The organism is Planomonospora algeriensis, assembly GCF_977012225.1.
The window spans coordinates 1-16,741 of sequence record NZ_CDRNDK010000103.1 but is presented as its reverse complement, the minus strand read 5'-3'; the positions used below and the strand labels follow the sequence as shown (position 1 = coordinate 16,741).

Here is a 16,741-nt window from a genome sequence, read left to right as displayed (position 1 = left end):
GCCGATCCCCCTGCCCGCCGCCCCTCCGGCCACCTCAGCCCACTCCCAGCAGCATGATCGCGGGCAGCAGCACGAACATCAGGACCGCGGTGGCCGCCCCGACGACGACCGGGCGGACGCGGCCGATGGGGGGCGGGCTCCCGTCGCCCTCGACGTCCTCCGGCACGGCCCCGGCCTCCTCGATGACGTCGGCGTCCAGCGTGGGCAGCATCGCGAAGAGCCGGAACCCTCCGCCGGAGCGGGGCCCGTGGTCCAGGAACCCCCCGGCCGACCGTGCCCGCTCGTTCAGCCCGGCCAGGCCGTACCCGGCGCCGGCGGCCGGAGGTCCCGGGGGATCAGGGAGATCCGGCTGATCCGGGACGCCCGGCAGATTGGAAGTGTCTGGTCGGCCCGAGGACTCCGGAAGGGGGTTGGCGACGGTGAGCAGCAGCGCGTCGGGCTCCCACTCGACGCTCACCGTGACCTGCCGCCCCGGAGCGTGCTTGGCCGCGTTGGTCAGTCCTTCCTCGACCACCCGGTACGCCGCCTGCCCCGCCGCCGACGAGAGCGGCCGGGGCTCCCCTCGCCGCCGCAACTCCACCGGCACCCCGGCCGCCCGGAACTCCGCCACCACCCCGCCGATCATCTCCACGCCGGGCGAGGACCGTCCGTGCGCCTCGTCGTCCGTGCGCAGTTCCCCCACCAGTTCGTGGAGCTCGTCCATGGCGCCGCGCGCCGCCTCCGCCAGCCGTAGCACGGCCTGCCGCTGCTCCGGCGGGAGCGGCGAGACCTCCAGCGCCGCCGCCTGGACGGAGACCAGGCTGAGCCGGTGGCCGAGGGAGTCGTGCATCTCCCGGGCGATCCGCAGCCGCTCGCGCAGCCGCTCCCGCTGGGCGAGCAGCTCCCGGTTGCCGCGGAGCTCGCGGTTGTGCCGGGCGAGCGCCGACACCAGCCGATCGTGCTGGGCTAGATACCGTCCCGCCAGCAGCGGCAGCGCCACGAAGACGAGACAGGTCGTGACGAGGTGGGGAAGCATCCGCGGGTCCGTCTGCCGGACGGCGAACTGTACGGCGAAGCCGCCGAAGCCGGCACCGGCGGCCACGGCCGTGCTCCACCGGGAGAGCATCGCGCGCCCGGCCTGGTAGGAGGCCCACAGCAGGAGGGCGTACCCTCCCGCGGACAGAGCGGCGAGCGTCGTCGCGGCCACGAGGGCGGCGAGCGGGGACCGGCGGCGGAGCACGAGCACCAGCGCGGCGGCCGCCGCGTACACCGGCGCCGCCCACAGGGGCAGGTCACCTCTGTGGACGGCCGCCAGCAACACGGTGTCGGCCAGGACCACGGCGGCGGCGAGGAGATGTCGGCCCATGGGCAGCAGGCTACGTTCCCGGCGCTTCCGGCGTTCCCCGCGCGAGTGACGAGCCCCGCCCTCCGACCGGCCACCGGCTCCCGCCGACGGAACCGCGTCTCCGGAAGACGACTTTCGAGGACGGGGCCGGCGACTTTCGGGGACTGCCCGGACCCAGGCCCGTCCGTAGCGTCGGCCTGGTGATCGAAGTACGCAACCTCAGCAAGCACTACGGCGGCACGGTCGCGGTCGACGAGCTGTCCTTCACGGTGCGGCCCGGCCGGGTGACCGGCTTCCTCGGGCCGAACGGCGCCGGCAAGTCCACCACGATGAGGATGATGCTGGGCCTCGACCGTCCCACCGCGGGCCGCGTCCTCATCGGCGGACGGCGCTACCGCGACCTGCCCGAACCGCTGCGCCACGTCGGGGCGCTGCTGGACGCCGGGGCCGTGCACGGCGGACGCAGCGCCTACCACCACCTGCTCTGGCTGGCTCGGAGCAACCGCCTGCCCGCGACCCGGGTACGGAAGGTCCTGGAGCTGACGGGCTTGGAGAGCGTGGCCGGAAGGCGGGCCGGGGGCTTCTCCCTGGGCATGTCCCAGCGGCTCGGCATCGCCGCGGCACTGCTCGGCGACCCGCCGGTGCTGCTGTTCGACGAACCGGTCAACGGGCTGGACCCCGAGGGCGTCCTGTGGATCCGGCGGCTCATGAAAGAACTGGCCGCCGAGGGCCGTACGGTGTTCGTCTCCAGCCATCTGATGAGCGAGACGGCCCTCACCGCGGAGCACCTGATCGTGATCGGCCGCGGACGGCTGCTCGCCGACACCACCGTGCCCGAGTTCATCGAGGCGAACTCCCGCTCGCACATCCGGATCCGTACGCCGCAGCCGAAACGCATGCGCGACATGCTGGCCGAGGCCGGAATCCCGGTACGGCAGGCGGCGGACGGCGCGCTGGAGGCCTACGGAACCGAGGCCGCGAAGGTCGGCGAACTGGCTGCGGCCCGCGGCCTGACGGTGCACGAGATCGGCACGCGGACGGCCTCCCTGGAGGAGGCGTTCATGCGGCTCACCGGTGAGTCCGTGGAGTACCGGGCCGGGGGTGCGGACCGATGAGCACGTCGGCGGACGCGGGAGCAGGTACGGGAACGGACGCCCGCGCGGAAGCGGACGCCCGCGCGGAAGCGGACGCCCGCGCGGAAGCGGACGCCCGCGCGGAAGCAGAGACCCAAGCGGAAGCAGCGATGGACGCGGCCGTCGAAGGGAAGACGGACCCGGGGACGACGGTGGGCGCCGTGTGGGCGGTCCTCGCCGCCGAGTGGGTCAAGCTGCGGACCGTGCGGTCGACCCTCTGGCTCTTCCTCCTGGCCGCCGCCCTCAGCGTCGGTCTCGCCCACCTGATCGGGCTCACCTTCGCCGACATGACGCCCGACCCCGCGAGGCCCTTCGACCCGCTCTTCGCCGCCTTCTACAGCCTGACCCTCGGCCAGCTCCCCCTGGTGGCCTTCGGGGTGCTCGTGATCGGCGGGGAGTACTCCTCCGGGACGATCCGCTCCTCCCTGGCGGCGGTGCCCCGGCGCGGCCTGTTCTACGGCGGCAAGCTGCTCGCCGAGGTGCCGCTGCTCCTCGGTTTCTCGCTGGTCACCGTACCGGCCGCGTTCCTGGTGTCGCAGGCGGCGCTCGGCCCGATCGGCGTCTCCATCGGCGCGGACGGGGCGGTGGAGGCCATGATCGGCGCGTGCCTCTACCTGACGCTCATCACCCTGTTCGCGACGGGGGTGGCCACGATGCTGCGCGGCTCCGCACTCTCGCTCGGGGTTCTGCTCCCGCTGCTCTTCCTCGGCTCGCAGGGGCTCGGCAACGTCCCGAAGGTGAAGACCGTCATGCAGTTCCTGCCGGACCAGGCCGGAATGGTGATCATGCACCTCACCGGCCCGCCTGGGGACCCGCGGTTCGGCCGCCCCTACGGCCCGTGGACCGGGATGGGCGTCCTGGCGCTCTGGACCGCCGCAGCGCTCCTCGGCGGTTACCTGACGCTGCGCCGCCGGGACTCCTGACCGGGAGACGCCGGGCTTTCCCCACCCAACTCGTGCAGCATGATCGCAGGAAAGTCTGAAATTTTCATCCGCCACCTTCCTCGCTGATCGGCCCCTGACCATGGATCAGCAGGTGAATCCCTTCCCCTGAAAACCCTCGGACGACGCGAAGGCTTCGAAACTTTCGGACTTTGTTGACAACTTTCAAGGCCGGGGCGAACACTGTCACCGTCGGCAGACCCGACTCCTGCCGATCCGGGTCACCCACCGTGGCCCGGTTCTGCGGTCGTCGGCCATCCGACGACCGACCGGCCTCCGCCGCGCCGTACGACGCCGATGCGCGGTGGCCGCCACCTCGGCCACCGCCACCGTCGGGTCGCACCGCGCCGGCCACCCCCTGCGGGCCTTCACGAGGAGGAAGCAGCACATGAACGACGCCCCCACCCACCCTGAGAGCCGCAGAACCAGCCGTGCCAGGCTGTTCGCCCGCGGCGTCTGCGCCGTGGCGCTGGCCGCGGCCACCGCGATGCTGCCCGGCAGCGCCGACGCGGCCGCGCCCATATCCTCGAACCAGACCGGCAACAACAACGGCTACTTCTACTCGTTCTGGACCGACAGCCCCGGAACGGTCTCCATGGAGCTGGGATCCGGCGGCAACTACAGCACCTCCTGGCGCAACACCGGGAACTTCGTCGCGGGCAAGGGCTGGAGCACCGGCGGACGCCGGACCGTGTCCTACTCGGGCAGCTTCAACCCGTCCGGCAACGCGTACCTGACGCTCTACGGGTGGACGAGGAACCCGCTCGTGGAGTACTACATCGTCGACAACTGGGGCACCTACCGGCCCACGGGGACGTACAAGGGCACCGTCACCAGCGACGGCGGCACGTACGACATCTACGAGACGACGCGCACCAACGCCCCCTCCATCGAGGGCACCCGGACCTTCAAGCAGTACTGGAGCGTCCGGCAGTCGAAGAAGACGGGCGGCACCATCACCTCCGGCAACCACTTCGACGCGTGGGCCCGCCACGGGATGAACCTGGGCAGCCACGACTACATGATCATGGCGACGGAGGGATACCAGAGCAGCGGGAGCTCCAACATCACGCTGGGCACTTCCTCCGGCGGCGGCAACAACGGCGGTGGGGGCAACAACGGCGGCGGCGGTAACAACGGCGGTGGTGGCGGCGGCTGCACCGCGTCGCTCTCCGCGGGTCAGCAGTGGGGCGACCGGTACAACCTCAACGTCGCGGTCAGCGGTTCGAGCAACTGGACCGTGACGATGAACGTCCCGTCCCCCGCCAAGGTCCTCAGCACCTGGAACATCAGCGCGAGCTACCCCAGCTCCCAGGTGCTGACCGCCAGGCCCAACGGCAGCGGCAACAACTTCGGCGTGACGATCCAGCACAACGGCAACTGGACCTGGCCGACGGTCTCCTGCAGCGCGGGCTGACCTCCGGGCCCCCGGAGCACCTCGCCCGCGGCGCGGCGGCCCCACGGCCGCCGCGCCGCATCTCTGCCCCACCTCCGCCGAACGGTGATCATCCGGTCGGCCCGTGACCGGTACGGCCGGCTGGACCTCGAAGGCGTGGAAGCTCTCCGGCGGGCGCGGCGGGCTCCATGGGCTCTGCGGGCCTGACGGGTCTGGCAGACGCTGCGGGCACTGCGGGCACTGCGGACAGGAGGGGATAGCGGCCGGAGCGCAGGAGCGAGAGCACCGCCTCGGACCGGGCGCGCGGGGCGGCGTAGGCGGGGTGGCTCCGCATGACCGTGGCGGCGTCGTGCAGGCGGCGCATCTGCCGGGCCCCGTCGGCGACGGTGACCGCTCCGGGACGGGCGTCCGTGACGGCGTGTCCGGCGAAGACCGGTCTGCGCGGGTCGACGCGGCCGTGCGCGACCGCGCTCTCCACCCGCCGGGCGCACCGGCAGGCCGCGTCCCGGCTGACGAGCCCGCAGGTGGCCGACATGAACGCGCGGATGCGCTTGCGGGCGCGCTCCAGGCGCTTGCGGTAGGCGGCGGGACTGATCTCCAGGATCCACGCCGCCTGCTCGCCGGGGAGCTCGAAGACCTCACCGAGCACGTAGGCGACGCGTTCGGACCGGTCGAGGCACTGCAGCATCGCCTGTGTGCAGCCGAGCCGTACCTCCTTGGTGAGCAGTTCGGCCTCCGGCCCCTGGTGGTCCGCGGCGGCGAGTCCCTCGGCCAGGTTCTCGCCGAGGACCTCGAAGGTGATCCCGCGGTGCTCGTAGGACGTCCGCCGCAGGTTCAGCAGGTGGTTCACCGCGATCCGGTACGCCCAGGTGACGAGCGAGGCCTCCGCCCGCCAGGAGGACAGCCGGGTGACGACGCGGATCAGGATCTCCTGGACCGCGTCCTCGGCGTCGGCCGGCCGCCCGGCCATGCGCAGGGCGAGCCGGTAGACGGGGTCCTGAACGCGGCGGACGACCTCCTCCAGCGCCTCCGTGTCCCCGCCGACCGCCCGGCCGACGAGCGCGACCTCGTCCTCGGGCGCGCTCACCGAACCGCCTCGCGCGCACCGACCTCCGAAGCGGCGGCCCCGAAGCCGCGGTCTCGCGCGCACCGGCCTCGGGGGCACCGGTCAGCCGGTGCCGGGCCAGCCAGCGCGCGACCGACCGGCCGATCTCGCCCGGCCGGTCCTCGGGGACGTGGTGCCCGGCCGGTCCGACGCCCTCGACCTCGAGCCCCGCCACGTTCGCCCGGCACCAGGCCACGATCTCCGGGGAGACCAGGCTGCCCGGCTCGACGGTGAGCAGGAGCTTCGGCACGTGCGGGGTGTCGGCCATCCAGTCACCGTAGGCGAGGAAGCGGTCCCGCACATCGGCCGGTTCGCCGTCCAGCGGGATCTCCCGGGGCCACTGCAGCAGCGGGCGCCGGGAGACGGGATCCGGGTACGGGGTCCGGTAGACGGCCAGGTCGGCGTCGGAGATGCCGGAGTTGGTGGCGCGCAGGGCGGTCTCGATGAACCAGTTCTCCTCCAGCGCCATCCGCTCGCCCTCCCCGGGAGTGCGCAGCGCCCGGAAGAACGGGACCGCCGGGGCCGGATACTCCGCCCAGCTCATGGGCCGCACGAACGCCTCCAGCAGCACCACGCCCCGGACCCGGCCGGGATGGCGGGCCGCCAGGTCCAGGGCGAGCGAGCCGCCCCAGTCGTAGCCGACCAGCACGGCCCGGTCCAGGCCGAGGGCGTCGAACCAGGCGTCCAGGTAGCGGGCGTGGTCGGCGAAACGGTAGGCGATGTCCGGCTTGCCGGAGGCCCCCATGCCGATCAGGTCCGGAGCCAGGCAGCGCGCCCGGTCCGCGACGTGCGGGACCACGTTCCGCCAGATGTGCGACGAGGTGGGGTTGCCGTGCAGGAACACCACCGCCTCACCCTCGCCGGTCTCGGTGTAGGCCATGTGGGAGTCGAGGACCTCGACGGTATTCACGATCGTTGTGTCCTTCCGCAGGTGGAACGCTTCTCACCCTGGTTGGACACATCCGCCCGTACGGTTGTGACAGGACGGGGCGGATGGATTCGGAGAATCCTCCGGAGGGCCTCCGGGAACCGTGCGGAACGTCAGGAGCGTGGAACCGCCGTCTTCTCCGCGGCGCCCCGTCCCCGAAACCGCCGGACCGCCGCTTTCGCCCCTCCCCGGGAGACGGCCACCCCCGCCAGGCAGAGCGCGCCGCCCGCCGCGGTCAGCCACCCCGGCACCTCGTCGAGGACGAGCCACGACATCAGGACCACCAGGGCCGGGACGATGTAGGTCGTCGCGCCCATCTTCCCCGCCGTCGTCCGGGCCAGCGCGTACGCCCAGGTGGTGAAGGCGAGCGCCGTCGGGAACACGCCGAGGTAGACCATGTTCAGCGTGGCGGCGAGGGGCGCCTCCGCGAGCTCGGCGGTGAGCCGCCCCGCGAACGGCAGGCACGCCAGCGTCCCGACGACGCACCCGAACGTGGTCACCTGGAGCGCCGAAGCGTGGCGCAGCGCGGGCTTCTGGCAGACCACCCCCGCGGCGTACAGCACGGCCGCCGCCAGGCAGAGCAGCACGCCGAGCAGGGAGGACCCGCCGTCGCCGCCGGACATCGAGACGCCCACCACGACCGCTCCGGCGAACGACACGGCCATGCCGGCCATCAGGCGCGGCGGGAAGCCCTCACCGAGCAGCAGCCCGCCGAGCAGCGCGATGAGGATCGGGCCGATGTTGACGATCATGGCCGCCGTGCCGGCGTCCACCTCCCGCTCGCCCCAGTTGAGCGCGACCATGTAGAGGCCGAACCAGAGGATGCCGGAGCCGGCGATGCCCGGCCAGGCGGCACGCGGCGGCCATCCCTCGCGCCGCGCGGCCAGGAGGGCGCCGAGTACCAGGGAGCCCACCAGCAGCCGCCCCAGCGCCAGCGCGCCCGGTGAGTAGTGCTCGCCCGCGCTGCGGATGGAGACGAAGGCCGAGGCCCACAGGACGACGGTCGCGCCCGCCGCTGCGAGGGCCAGGCGGGCGGTCCGCTGTTCGCCGGTGATGGTCCGGTTCATACCGGGACCCTATGCCTTATGCGCTTCTCGCTTCATCGCGGTTTTCGGACCTGGCAGTGGCGGCCGCCGTCACCATCCGGCGTCGTGGACGGGTACGCGAGGAGGCGGGGAAGGCAGGGAAGGCGGGGCAGGCGGGGCAGGCGGGTGGAGACCGGTCCGCGCCTGACCCGGCGGTCAGACGGTGAAGGGGCCGGCGGTCTCGGTGTAATCGGCGACGCCGTCGCCGTTCAGGTCGACGAGCGTCTCGTCGACGTAGCCGTCGCCGTTGAGGTCGTTGTAGGTGACGTCGGTACGGCCGTCGCCGTTGGTGTCGTAGTTCTCCTGGTCGGCGACGCCGTCCCCGGTCGCGTCCACCCACTCGGTGTCGGTGTAGCCGTCGCCGTTGGTGTCGTAGTTCTCCTGGTCGCTGTAACCGTCCCCGTTGAAGTCCACCCACTCGGTGTCGACGTAGCCGTCGCCGTTGGCGTCGATGAACGTGGCGGTGGCGAAATCGCTCATTTTGTCCCTCTCTCGTGGTGTTCGTCAGATAAGAGTCGTGGAAGTGATGTTTTGTTGCGGTGAATTCCATGATTTTTTCGATCGGACTCCTGATCGCCCTGGAACGATCCATATGCGAGGTCCACTGCTGGGTGCGAGCATCGCCGGACGACCCGGAAGCCGAAAGGTGGAACGACATGAATGAGCCCGCGGTCCGGCCGAACGAGACGACGGTGCCATTGATGCCGTGCGCGTCGCTGGAGGAGACCCTGGCGTTCTATGAGGCGCTGGGATTCGAGGCGACCTACAGGCAGAGCAGGCCCTATGTCTATCTGGCATTGCGGTGGAGCGGGTTCCAGCTGCACTTCGGCCCGGCGCCCAAGGGGCTGGACCCGGCCCGGGAGGAGTCGGGAGGCTGCCTGGTCATGGTCGACGCCGTGGCGCCGTACCACGCGGCGTTCGTCGCGGCGATGCGCCGGGTCCACGGGAAGGTGCTGAGTTCCGGCCTGCCGCGGATCACCCGCTACAGGCCGGGCGCGTCCCGGTTCACGCTGATCGATCCGTCCGGGAACTCGATCGTCTTCATCCAGCGCGACGAGCCGGCCGAACTGGAGTACGGCGGTTCGAAGCGGCTGACGGGCCTGGCCAAGGCGCTCGACAACGCCCGGATCCTGCGCGAGTTCAAGAACGACGACCTGCAGGCCTTCCGCGCGCTCAAGTCCGGGATGCGCCGGCACGGCGCGGACGCCCCGGCGGTCGAGCGGGCCATCGCCCTGTGCCACCTCCTCGATCTGGCCGCGGTCCTCGGTGAGCCCGCCGACCCGTGGGCCACCGATCTACGCGGCCTGGAGCTCACCGCCGACGACAGGCGGCGCATCGAGTCGGAACTCGGCCACCTCGCCGGACTCCGGGAATGGCTGCCGTGAAGCGGGCAGCGCCGGTGACGCGGAGGCGCCAGGGGGTTCGTCATGCCCGCGGACCTCGTCATGCCCGCGGACCTCGTCATGCCTGCGGACCTCGTCATGCCCGCGGGTCGAAGCCCGCTCAGACGGTGAAGGGACCGGCGGTCTCGGTGTAGTCGGCGACGCCGTCGCCGTTCAGGTCGACCAGCGTCTCGTCGACGTAGCCGTCGCCGTCGAGGTCGTTGTAGGTGACGTCGGTACGGCCGTCGCCGTTGGTGTCGTAGTTCTCCTGGTCGGCGACGCCGTCGCTGTTGGTGTCGATCCACTCGACGTCGGAGGCGCCGTCGCCGTTGGTGTCGTAGTTCTCCACGTCGCTGTAGCCGTCGCCGTTGACGTCCGCCCACTGGGCGTCGGTGGCGCCGTCGCCGTTGACGTCGAAGAAAGCAGCGGTGAAGTCGCTCATTTTCGTCCCTCTCTCGTGGTGTTCGTCAGATGAGAGTGGCGAACGCGGGATTTTGTTACGACGAGATCCAAGATTTTTCCGGCTGAGATCCTGCTGCCGGTGATCCGGGCACGCGCGACGGCCGACAAGCAGGGTCGATGACCGTCTTCAGTCGACGGGGCCGACCGCAGCGGACATGGAGCACGGACCACGTCCGTAAGCGGTCCAGCCGGACCTTTCCGTCGCCATCGGAACCAGGACGAGACGAGCAGACCAGAGCCGAAAGTCGTTGTCCTCACGGCGAAGTCGACCAGCCGTCACCTCTCCGTGAGAGATTGATCAGGTGAGCCCTACGGATCCGAAGTCGTGGTTTGACCATCTTTCTCCGCCGCAACGGATCATCGCGATCGCTGCATCGCTGATCGGTCTCATCGGCGGGATGGCCCTGCTCCTCATCGAGCCCCCGGCAGGACCCGCGTTCTTCCTGATCCTCGCCTTTGCTCTCTTCGGCGCGGCCGTTCTCCACAGCATCCCCCGCACCCGGGCATGGGTCGGTAACGGCCATCAGCTCTATCCGGGTCTCTTCCTGGTCTTCAAGTCGTTATCCGGTGAGCTTGAGACCCCCTTCTTCCGAATCACCGCACTGGTCGTGGGCATCCTGCTGCTCCTGCATCTGGTCGTTCGCGGAGTGATCATGGAGTGGCGACGGCAGGACTCGCATCACACCGTCTCCCAGCCTCACTGATCGTTCGGGGGCATGCCCGGCCTACTCGGCGTGCCCCGGCGCCTTCGCATCGGCCGCATCGGCCGCATCGGTCGTGCCGACGGTCTCGTCCGGGCCATCCGGGTCGGCGATGCCGTCCATATCGGCGGTGCCGCCCCTGTGGGCAGTGTCGGCGGTGTCGGTGATGTCGGCGGTGTCGGCGGTGTCGGCGGTGTCGGCGGTGTCGGCGGCCAGCATGCGCTTGAGGAGGTCTCTCAGCTGGGTGCGCTCCGGGCCGGTCAGCGCGCCCAGCGGGGCGGCCGCGAATCCCAGGGAGCCGCGCAGCTCTTCCACGATCCGGCGGCCCTCCTCGGTCAGCGCGATGTGCTTCACCCTCCGATCGGCGGGGACCGGGTCGCGCCGGACGAGGCCGCGTTTCTCCAGGCGGTCCACGATGCCGGTGATGTTGGACGGATCGCAGTTGAACAGCCCCGCGATCCGCCGCATGGGCAGCGGCTCCGCGGCGACCAGCATGAGCGCCTTGGCCTGGAGGGCGGTCAGCCGGTGCCGGGCCGCGGCCTCCTCGTATCTCCGGTTGTAGCGGAGCGCGATCTCGCCCATCAACGACACCACTTCGCTGGTCACGTTCACGGGGGCAAGTATAGTTGATGAACTTCAACCTTTTAGGGGGTTCATCTTGTCTCGGCAGATCAATCTCGCCTCACGCCCGTCGGGCTGGCCCACCTCGGACGACTTCGACCTGGTCGAGGCGGACCTGCCCGCCCCGCAGGAGGGACAGGTCCTGGTCCGCAACCTGTTCATGTCCGTCGACCCGTACATGCGGGGCCGGATGAACGACGCCGAGTCCTATGTACCGCCGTTCCGCCTCGGCGAACCCTTGGAGGGCGGGGCGGTCGGCGAGGTCGTCGAGTCCCGCACACCCGGCTTGCAGGCCGGTGACCTCGTCCTGCACGGCTTCGGCTGGCGCGAACAGGTCGTCACCGACGCCGCCCGGGTCCGCAAGGTCGACCCGATCGAGGGTGTCTCGCCCTCCGCCTACCTGGGTGTGCTGGGCATGCCGGGCCTCACGGCCTACGTCGGCCTGCTCGACATCGCCTCCTTCAAGAAGGGCGACGCCGTCTTCGTCTCGGGCGCCGCCGGCGCGGTGGGCGCGCTCGTCGGCCAGATCGCCAAGCTCAAGGGCGCGTCCCGGGTCGTCGGCAGCGCGGGCTCCGACGCGAAGGTCGCTCGCCTGCGCGAGCTCGGGTTCGACGCCGCCTTCAGCTACCGCGACGGCCTGGTCGCCGAGCAGCTCCGTGAGGCGGCCCCCGACGGCATCGACGTCTACTTCGACAACGTCGGCGCCGACCATCTGGAGGCCGCGATCGAGCGGCTCAACAACGGCGGCAGGATCGCCATGTGCGGGGCGATCGCGGCCTACAACGCCACCGAGCCTCCGTGCGCCCCGCGCAACCTCTTCCTCGCCGTCGGCAAGCGGCTCACCATGCGCGGTTTCATCGTCGGCGACCACTCCTCCCGGATGCGCGACATGATCGCGGAGGTGGGCGGCTGGCTGCGGGAAGGCCGGATCACGGCCGACGAGACCGTGGTCGACGGGCTGGAGAACGCTCCGGCCGCGTTCATCGGCCTGCTCCGGGGTGAGAACACGGGAAAGATGATCGTCCGCCTCTGACGCCCCCGCGGTACGAGGCGGACCCCGGAACCGCCTCCGGTTCCACGAGCATGACCAGGACCGGCTCCGCCTCCACCTCCGACTCCGGTTCCGGGAACATGACCGACTTCGGTTCCGGTTCCGGGAACATGACCGGGACCGGCTCCGGAGTCACTCTCGGAGCCGGTTCCATGATCATCGGAATTCACCGGAAGGCCGTCGGAAGGCCCAGAAAAGCCTCGAAAGGCCCTCAGAAGGCGTCGTACCAGCGGCCGCAGTCGTCGAACTTGTTCGTGCCCTCGCACACGCGGATCTTGAAGTCGTCGAAGCCCCGGCTCTTCTTGAAACCGCCGTAGCTCTTGTAGTGGCTGTGGCCGAAGGTCTTGAAGACCTTGGTGTGGTAACCGGACCGGTCGTGCCACTTGAACCACACGTAGCTGTACGAGCGGTCGTGGTCACGGTCGAACAGGTCGCCGTGGAACCAGTAGCGGCCGCCGTCCTTGACCCAGTAGCCCTTGAAATAGGAGCGCTCACCGAAGCTCTCGCCCTTGCCGAAGCCCGAGTGGTACGGCCCGAAGAAGTGCTTGGAGGACTGGGCCTCCTGGGCGGCGGCGCCGGCGCCGGCGGTCGAGGCCATCGCGGCGGGGCCGCGGCGGCACCGGCGGCGAGCGAGGCGGCCAGGGCGGCACCGGCCAGCAGGGCGCGGGTCTTCTTGATCATTGTCTTCTCCTGGGAAGGGGTGCTCTCGTTCGGAACACCGCTCACGTTAGGAAGACCCGGCGCCTTCTTCTGTGGAGGAATGCACCCTCGCGCCCGAGCGTGCACTAATACGGATAACGAGCCCCTAGTCGCGGGGGATGGCCTCGATGGTCTCCATGTGTTTCTCGCCCCAGTCGCCCAGGGGGATGAGCGCGGTGTTGAGCGACTGGCCGAACTCGGTCAGGGAGTATTCCACCTTCGGTGGAACCTGGTGGTAGACCTCCCGGTGCACCAGGCCGTAGGTCTCCATCTCTCTGAGCTGCTGGATGAGCATCTTCTCGCTGATGCCCGACACCGACCGCTTCAGCTCGCCGAACCGGAGGGCCTCCCGGTGCAGCGCCCACAGGATCAGCGCCTTCCACTTGCCGCCCACGACGTCCACGGCGGCGTCGAGCCCGCAGTTGTAGGTCCGCTTCTTCACCGTCACATCCTCCATGCTTACGAAAAGGTATGTACCTGAGAAAATAGTAGGTACTTGAGGAAATCTCACCGGAGAACCAGCATCGGAGGTGTCCGGCGCGGGACCGTTCGCGGTCCCGGCCCGGAGATCGACTGCCGCCACCGACGGACTGGAGAACGAGATGACCGACGACGAGCGCGCCCCGGTGACGGTCATCGGCCTGGGGGACATGGGCCGAGCACTGGCAGGGGCGTTCCTGGCCGCCGGCCACCCCACGACCGTGTGGAACCGTACGGCCTCCCGGGCCGAGCCCCTCGCCGCCCGGGGCGCGACCGTGGCCGCCACCCCCGCCGAGGCCTCCGCCGCGAGCCCGCTCACCGTAGCCTGCGTGATCGACTACGACGCCGTGGAGGCGATCACGGGTCCCGCGGCCGGCGAGCTGAAGGGCCGAACCCTGGTGAACCTCACCGCCGACACGCCGGAACGTGCCCGCCGTACGGCCTCCTGGGCCGCCGAGCACGGCATCGGCTACCTCGACGGCGCGATCATGACCCCGACGCCGACCATCAGCGGGCCCGAGGCGGTCGTCCTGTACAGCGGGCCGGAGGAGGTCTACCGGGACCACTTGCCGACGCTGTCGAGCCTGGGCGGCACGGCGGCCTACCTGGGCGCGGACCCCGGGCGGGCGGCGGCGCACGACGTGGCCCTGCTCGACTTCTTCTGGACCTCCATGAGCGGGCTCGTCCACGCCTTCGCCCTGGCCTCCGCCGAGGGGATCGGTGCTCGGGAGCTGGCCCCGTTCGCCAAGGGGATCGGCGCCCTGCTGCCCGCCATCGTCGACGGGTTCGCAGGCCACATCGACGACGGCCGTCACCCGGGTGACGACTCCACCGTCCTGTCGGCCGCGGCGAGCCTGGAGCACATCGTCCACGCCTCCCGGGCGCGCGGCCTCGACACCGGTGTGCTGGACGCCGCGACGGCCGTCGCACGGCGGGCGATCGACATCGGGCACGGTTCCGACTCCTTCTCCCGCCTGGCCGAGGTGATCGGGACGCCGGGGCCGTGAAGGTGTTGCACGCACCGCCCGAAGTGAGGAGAGAACGCATGCCGGTGACCCTATCCGGGGATTCCGGCGGGATGATCTCCACCGGGCTCCGAGGCTTCCCCGGCGGGACCGGCCGGTCGTGTGCGCCTGCCCGTGTCCTCGCCGGAGCGCACGACCGGCGTCTCACCGGTTCTCTCCGGTCCCGTCGAGCGGATGGCCCACCGCCTGCCGAGGCCCTGGGCGGGGGCCTCGACCAGGCGGTGGGTCAGGTAGGCGAGCGGCACCAGGACGAGGAAGTACAGCGGGAGGTTCGGGCTCATCCACAGCAGGAGCGGGTGGAGCAGGTAGAGGGAGAAGCTGATCACGCCGAGGTGGGTGAGCCACCGGGGGAACCGCCGGTTCCGCAGTGTGAACGCGCCTCCGAAGAATCCGGCGGCCAGCACGATCGCCGGAGCCCAGCCGGGGTCGTCCTTGGCGAAGGCCCCGCAGGCCAGGACCGTCGCCACCGCGGCGACGGCGGTCCGCCACCGGATCACCCCCCGCTCGGCGCGGTGCACGGCCGTGCCGACGAACATCGCGGCCAGGACGGTCAGCCCCTGCCACGCGCCGATCCGGCTGCCCAGGACCACCAGCGCCAGGCCGAGGAGGCCGCCCGCCACCGCGGCGGCCGTACGCACCCGGCCGCGCGCCCGCGCCGACACGGCGACGGCCACGAGGACCGCGACACCGAGAAGCGCGGCGGTCAGATCCGCGCGGCCCTTGACGACCGGCCCCGGCAGCAGGAGTCCGAGTGGCACGGCCGACAGCGCCAGGCCGATCGCGACCGCGGCCGACCGGTGCGCCTGCCGTACGGTGAACAGCCCTGCCGCGATCAGGTAGAACGCCATCTCGTAGGAGAGCGTCCACATCACGCCGATGACGGCGGGCACCCCGAGCAGTTCCTGCAGCATCGTCACGTTGCCGAGGACGACGAGGGGCAGGGGCCGGTCGCCCAGGCCCGGGTGGAGGGCGAACGCTCCGCCGTACGCGAGCAGGAGCGCCAGGCCGAGGGCGACCAGCAGCAGGGGCAGGAGGCGGAAGGCCCGGCCGGTCCAGAAGGCCCGCAGGTCGCCGCGCCGTTCCAGGGAGGCGGGGATGATGTAACCGCTGACCATGAAGAACACGAAGACGCCCCAGGTGCCGACGTCGATTCTGCGGTCCACCTCGGCCCAGATCTCCGGGATGAAGGTCCAGGCGGCGTGGTGCAGCGCGACGGCCAGCGCGGCAGGGCCCCGGAGGGCGTCCAGCCAGGCCAGCCGGGAAGGGATGGGGGCCATTTGCCCGACTTTAGTAATGAATATCAGCTGTTGTGCTGACGTATGACCGACCGAATCCGGGCGGTCACGTCACCTCGACGGTCGCACCACCCCGGCGGTCACAGCACTCGGGCGGTCACGTCATCCCGGCGGTCACGTCATCCGGCCTGGAGCAGGGGCAGCAGGACCTCGTCCACCGTGCGGGTGACGAACTCCTCGTCGAGGGGCTCACCGGTCAGCAGCAGCCGGTGCCAGAGCAGGGCCTTGGTGACCTCGACGAGCGTCGCCACACGCGCCTCGGCCCCGATCTCCCCTCGCGCCCGGGCACGTTCCAGCAGCTCGGCCGCCTCGTCCGCGCCGGACTCCAGCATGTGCCCGTGGAGCAGCCGCCCGAGCCCCGGGTCGCTGCGGATCGCCGGGAGCAGGCCGAGCACGATGGCGTGCTTGCGCTCGTAGATCCGGCAGAAGACCGGCAACCCGGCGACCAGGTCGCCGCGCAGGGTCCCGGTGTCGGGCAGCGGGCGGTGCTCCATCGTCATCCCGTGCATGGCCGCGGCGACCATCTCGGCCTTCCCCGACCAGCGGCGGTAGATGGTCGCCTTGCTGGCCCTGGCCCGGCGGGCCACCTGGTCGATGGTCATGCGGTCGTAACCGACCTCCGACAGCGATTCCAGGACGGCCCCCAGGATCGCCCGCTCCCGCTCGGGGTTGAGATTGCGCGCGGCGCCCCGGCCGTCCGGCGCCCGGTCCGGTTCCCGTGCCGTCATCCCTGGGTCCCCCTCACCTGATCCGCCCGCGTACGGCCCGCCTGCGCCCGATCCGTCCGACCCTACGGACGCGGAGCCCGTACGGCCCAGCGGTCACGAAACCCGGGCCCTACGGACGCGGAGCCCGTACGGCCTCGCGGTCGCGGAGCCCGTACGGCCTCGCGGGCGGAGCCACCGCCGACTCCGCGGACGGGGTCACGGGCGGCTCCCGGGCGGGGTCACGGGCGGACCTCGCCCCGGTCGAACGCCGAGAAGCGTACTCCGGTCAGCGCCTCGGACGCCTCCCAGAGCCGGCGCGCCGCACCCCGGTCGAGCGCCTGGGCCGCCGGGCGCACCGGCTGGGGTGGCCGCCGCGCGTCGGCGAACCGTCCGGGCCGAAGAAGTC

At 71.2% G+C, this 16,741-nt stretch carries 17 protein-coding genes and 1 pseudogene; 7 read left to right on the top strand and 11 right to left on the bottom strand.

Features of this window, described 5'->3' with window-relative positions; all coding sequences use genetic code 11:
* Positions 1 to 34: 34 nt before the first annotated feature.
* The gene (locus ACWJ6R_RS13665; protein ID WP_449062575.1) at positions 35 to 1,345 is read right to left on the bottom strand and encodes a sensor histidine kinase; all 1,311 of its coding nucleotides are present in this window, start codon (positions 1,343 to 1,345) and stop codon (positions 35 to 37) included.
* A gap of 179 nt (positions 1,346 to 1,524) precedes the next feature.
* Between ACWJ6R_RS13665 and ACWJ6R_RS13660 the strand changes: the two genes are divergently transcribed.
* From ACWJ6R_RS13660 to ACWJ6R_RS13650, 3 genes are all read left to right on the top strand, one after another.
* Positions 1,525 to 2,439 carry an ABC transporter ATP-binding protein gene (locus tag ACWJ6R_RS13660; protein WP_449062574.1) on the top strand — a complete coding sequence of 305 codons (915 nt, stop codon included), beginning with the start codon at positions 1,525 to 1,527 and terminating at the stop codon, positions 2,437 to 2,439.
* A gap of 128 nt (positions 2,440 to 2,567) precedes the next feature.
* Entirely contained in the window at positions 2,568 to 3,380 is an 813-nt protein-coding gene (locus ACWJ6R_RS13655; protein ID WP_449062573.1) for an ABC transporter permease, read from the top strand.
* A 406-nt stretch (positions 3,381 to 3,786) separates the two neighbouring features.
* Entirely contained in the window at positions 3,787 to 4,815 is a 1,029-nt protein-coding gene (locus tag ACWJ6R_RS13650; RefSeq protein WP_449062577.1) for a glycoside hydrolase family 11 protein, read from the top strand.
* 88 nt (positions 4,816 to 4,903) lie between these two features.
* Here the strand turns inward: ACWJ6R_RS13650 and ACWJ6R_RS13645 are convergent, their stop codons facing one another.
* The 4 genes and pseudogenes from ACWJ6R_RS13645 to ACWJ6R_RS13630 all read right to left on the bottom strand — a co-directional run bounded on the left by ACWJ6R_RS13645 (position 4,904) and on the right by ACWJ6R_RS13630 (position 8,392).
* Positions 4,904 to 5,881 (bottom strand): RNA polymerase sigma factor, encoded by a 978-nt coding sequence (locus ACWJ6R_RS13645; protein ID WP_449062572.1) that lies wholly within the window; start codon positions 5,879 to 5,881, stop codon positions 4,904 to 4,906.
* Between the two features lie 142 nt (positions 5,882 to 6,023).
* Positions 6,024 to 6,779 (bottom strand): annotated as a pseudogene (locus ACWJ6R_RS13640) (haloalkane dehalogenase); the annotation flags it as partial.
* A gap of 161 nt (positions 6,780 to 6,940) precedes the next feature.
* Positions 6,941 to 7,894 carry a DMT family transporter gene (locus tag ACWJ6R_RS13635; protein WP_449062571.1) on the bottom strand — a complete coding sequence of 318 codons (954 nt, stop codon included), beginning with the start codon at positions 7,892 to 7,894 and terminating at the stop codon, positions 6,941 to 6,943.
* 174 nt (positions 7,895 to 8,068) lie between these two features.
* Positions 8,069 to 8,392: a hypothetical protein gene (locus ACWJ6R_RS13630; RefSeq protein WP_449062570.1), complete on the bottom strand. Its 324-nt coding sequence runs from the start codon at positions 8,390 to 8,392 to the stop codon at positions 8,069 to 8,071.
* 176 nt (positions 8,393 to 8,568) lie between these two features.
* On the opposite strand from ACWJ6R_RS13630, the gene ACWJ6R_RS13625 reads away from it, so the two are divergent.
* Positions 8,569 to 9,297: a glyoxalase gene (locus ACWJ6R_RS13625; RefSeq protein WP_449062569.1), complete on the top strand. Its 729-nt coding sequence runs from the start codon at positions 8,569 to 8,571 to the stop codon at positions 9,295 to 9,297.
* A 118-nt stretch (positions 9,298 to 9,415) separates the two neighbouring features.
* On the opposite strand, the gene ACWJ6R_RS13620 is transcribed toward ACWJ6R_RS13625, so the two are convergent.
* Positions 9,416 to 9,736, bottom strand: a complete 321-nt coding sequence (locus ACWJ6R_RS13620) for a hypothetical protein (RefSeq protein WP_449062568.1) — start codon at positions 9,734 to 9,736, stop codon at positions 9,416 to 9,418.
* 322 nt (positions 9,737 to 10,058) lie between these two features.
* Between ACWJ6R_RS13620 and ACWJ6R_RS13615 the strand changes: the two genes are divergently transcribed.
* The gene (locus ACWJ6R_RS13615; RefSeq protein ID WP_449062567.1) at positions 10,059 to 10,460 is read left to right on the top strand and encodes a hypothetical protein; all 402 of its coding nucleotides are present in this window, start codon (positions 10,059 to 10,061) and stop codon (positions 10,458 to 10,460) included.
* Between the two features lie 21 nt (positions 10,461 to 10,481).
* Here ACWJ6R_RS13615 and ACWJ6R_RS13610 read toward each other — a convergent pair whose 3' ends face one another.
* Entirely contained in the window at positions 10,482 to 11,069 is a 588-nt protein-coding gene (locus ACWJ6R_RS13610) for a MarR family winged helix-turn-helix transcriptional regulator (RefSeq protein ID WP_449062566.1), read from the bottom strand.
* A gap of 43 nt (positions 11,070 to 11,112) precedes the next feature.
* Here ACWJ6R_RS13610 and ACWJ6R_RS13605 point away from each other — a divergent pair, with 43 nt between their 5' ends.
* A complete protein-coding gene (locus ACWJ6R_RS13605) occupies positions 11,113 to 12,111 on the top strand; it encodes an NADP-dependent oxidoreductase (protein ID WP_449062576.1) in 999 nt (332 codons plus the stop codon).
* A 229-nt stretch (positions 12,112 to 12,340) separates the two neighbouring features.
* Here the strand turns inward: ACWJ6R_RS13605 and ACWJ6R_RS13600 are convergent, their stop codons facing one another.
* Both ACWJ6R_RS13600 and ACWJ6R_RS13595 read right to left on the bottom strand, forming a co-directional pair.
* Positions 12,341 to 12,727: a hypothetical protein gene (locus ACWJ6R_RS13600; protein ID WP_449062565.1), complete on the bottom strand. Its 387-nt coding sequence runs from the start codon at positions 12,725 to 12,727 to the stop codon at positions 12,341 to 12,343.
* Positions 12,728 to 12,934: 207 nt separating this feature from the next.
* Positions 12,935 to 13,270: a winged helix-turn-helix transcriptional regulator gene (locus ACWJ6R_RS13595; RefSeq protein WP_449062564.1), complete on the bottom strand. Its 336-nt coding sequence runs from the start codon at positions 13,268 to 13,270 to the stop codon at positions 12,935 to 12,937.
* A 160-nt stretch (positions 13,271 to 13,430) separates the two neighbouring features.
* Here ACWJ6R_RS13595 and ACWJ6R_RS13590 point away from each other — a divergent pair, with 160 nt between their 5' ends.
* Complete coding sequence (locus ACWJ6R_RS13590; RefSeq protein ID WP_449062563.1) at positions 13,431 to 14,315, top strand: NAD(P)-dependent oxidoreductase; 885 nt, start codon at positions 13,431 to 13,433, stop codon at positions 14,313 to 14,315.
* 50 nt (positions 14,316 to 14,365) lie between these two features.
* Here ACWJ6R_RS13590 and ACWJ6R_RS13585 read toward each other — a convergent pair whose 3' ends face one another.
* On the bottom strand, positions 14,366 to 15,610 hold the full coding sequence (locus ACWJ6R_RS13585; RefSeq protein ID WP_449062562.1) for an acyltransferase family protein: 1,245 nt from the start codon (positions 15,608 to 15,610) through the stop codon (positions 14,366 to 14,368).
* A 137-nt stretch (positions 15,611 to 15,747) separates the two neighbouring features.
* Entirely contained in the window at positions 15,748 to 16,356 is a 609-nt protein-coding gene (locus ACWJ6R_RS13580; protein WP_449062561.1) for a TetR/AcrR family transcriptional regulator, read from the bottom strand.
* Positions 16,357 to 16,741 lie beyond the last annotated feature (385 nt).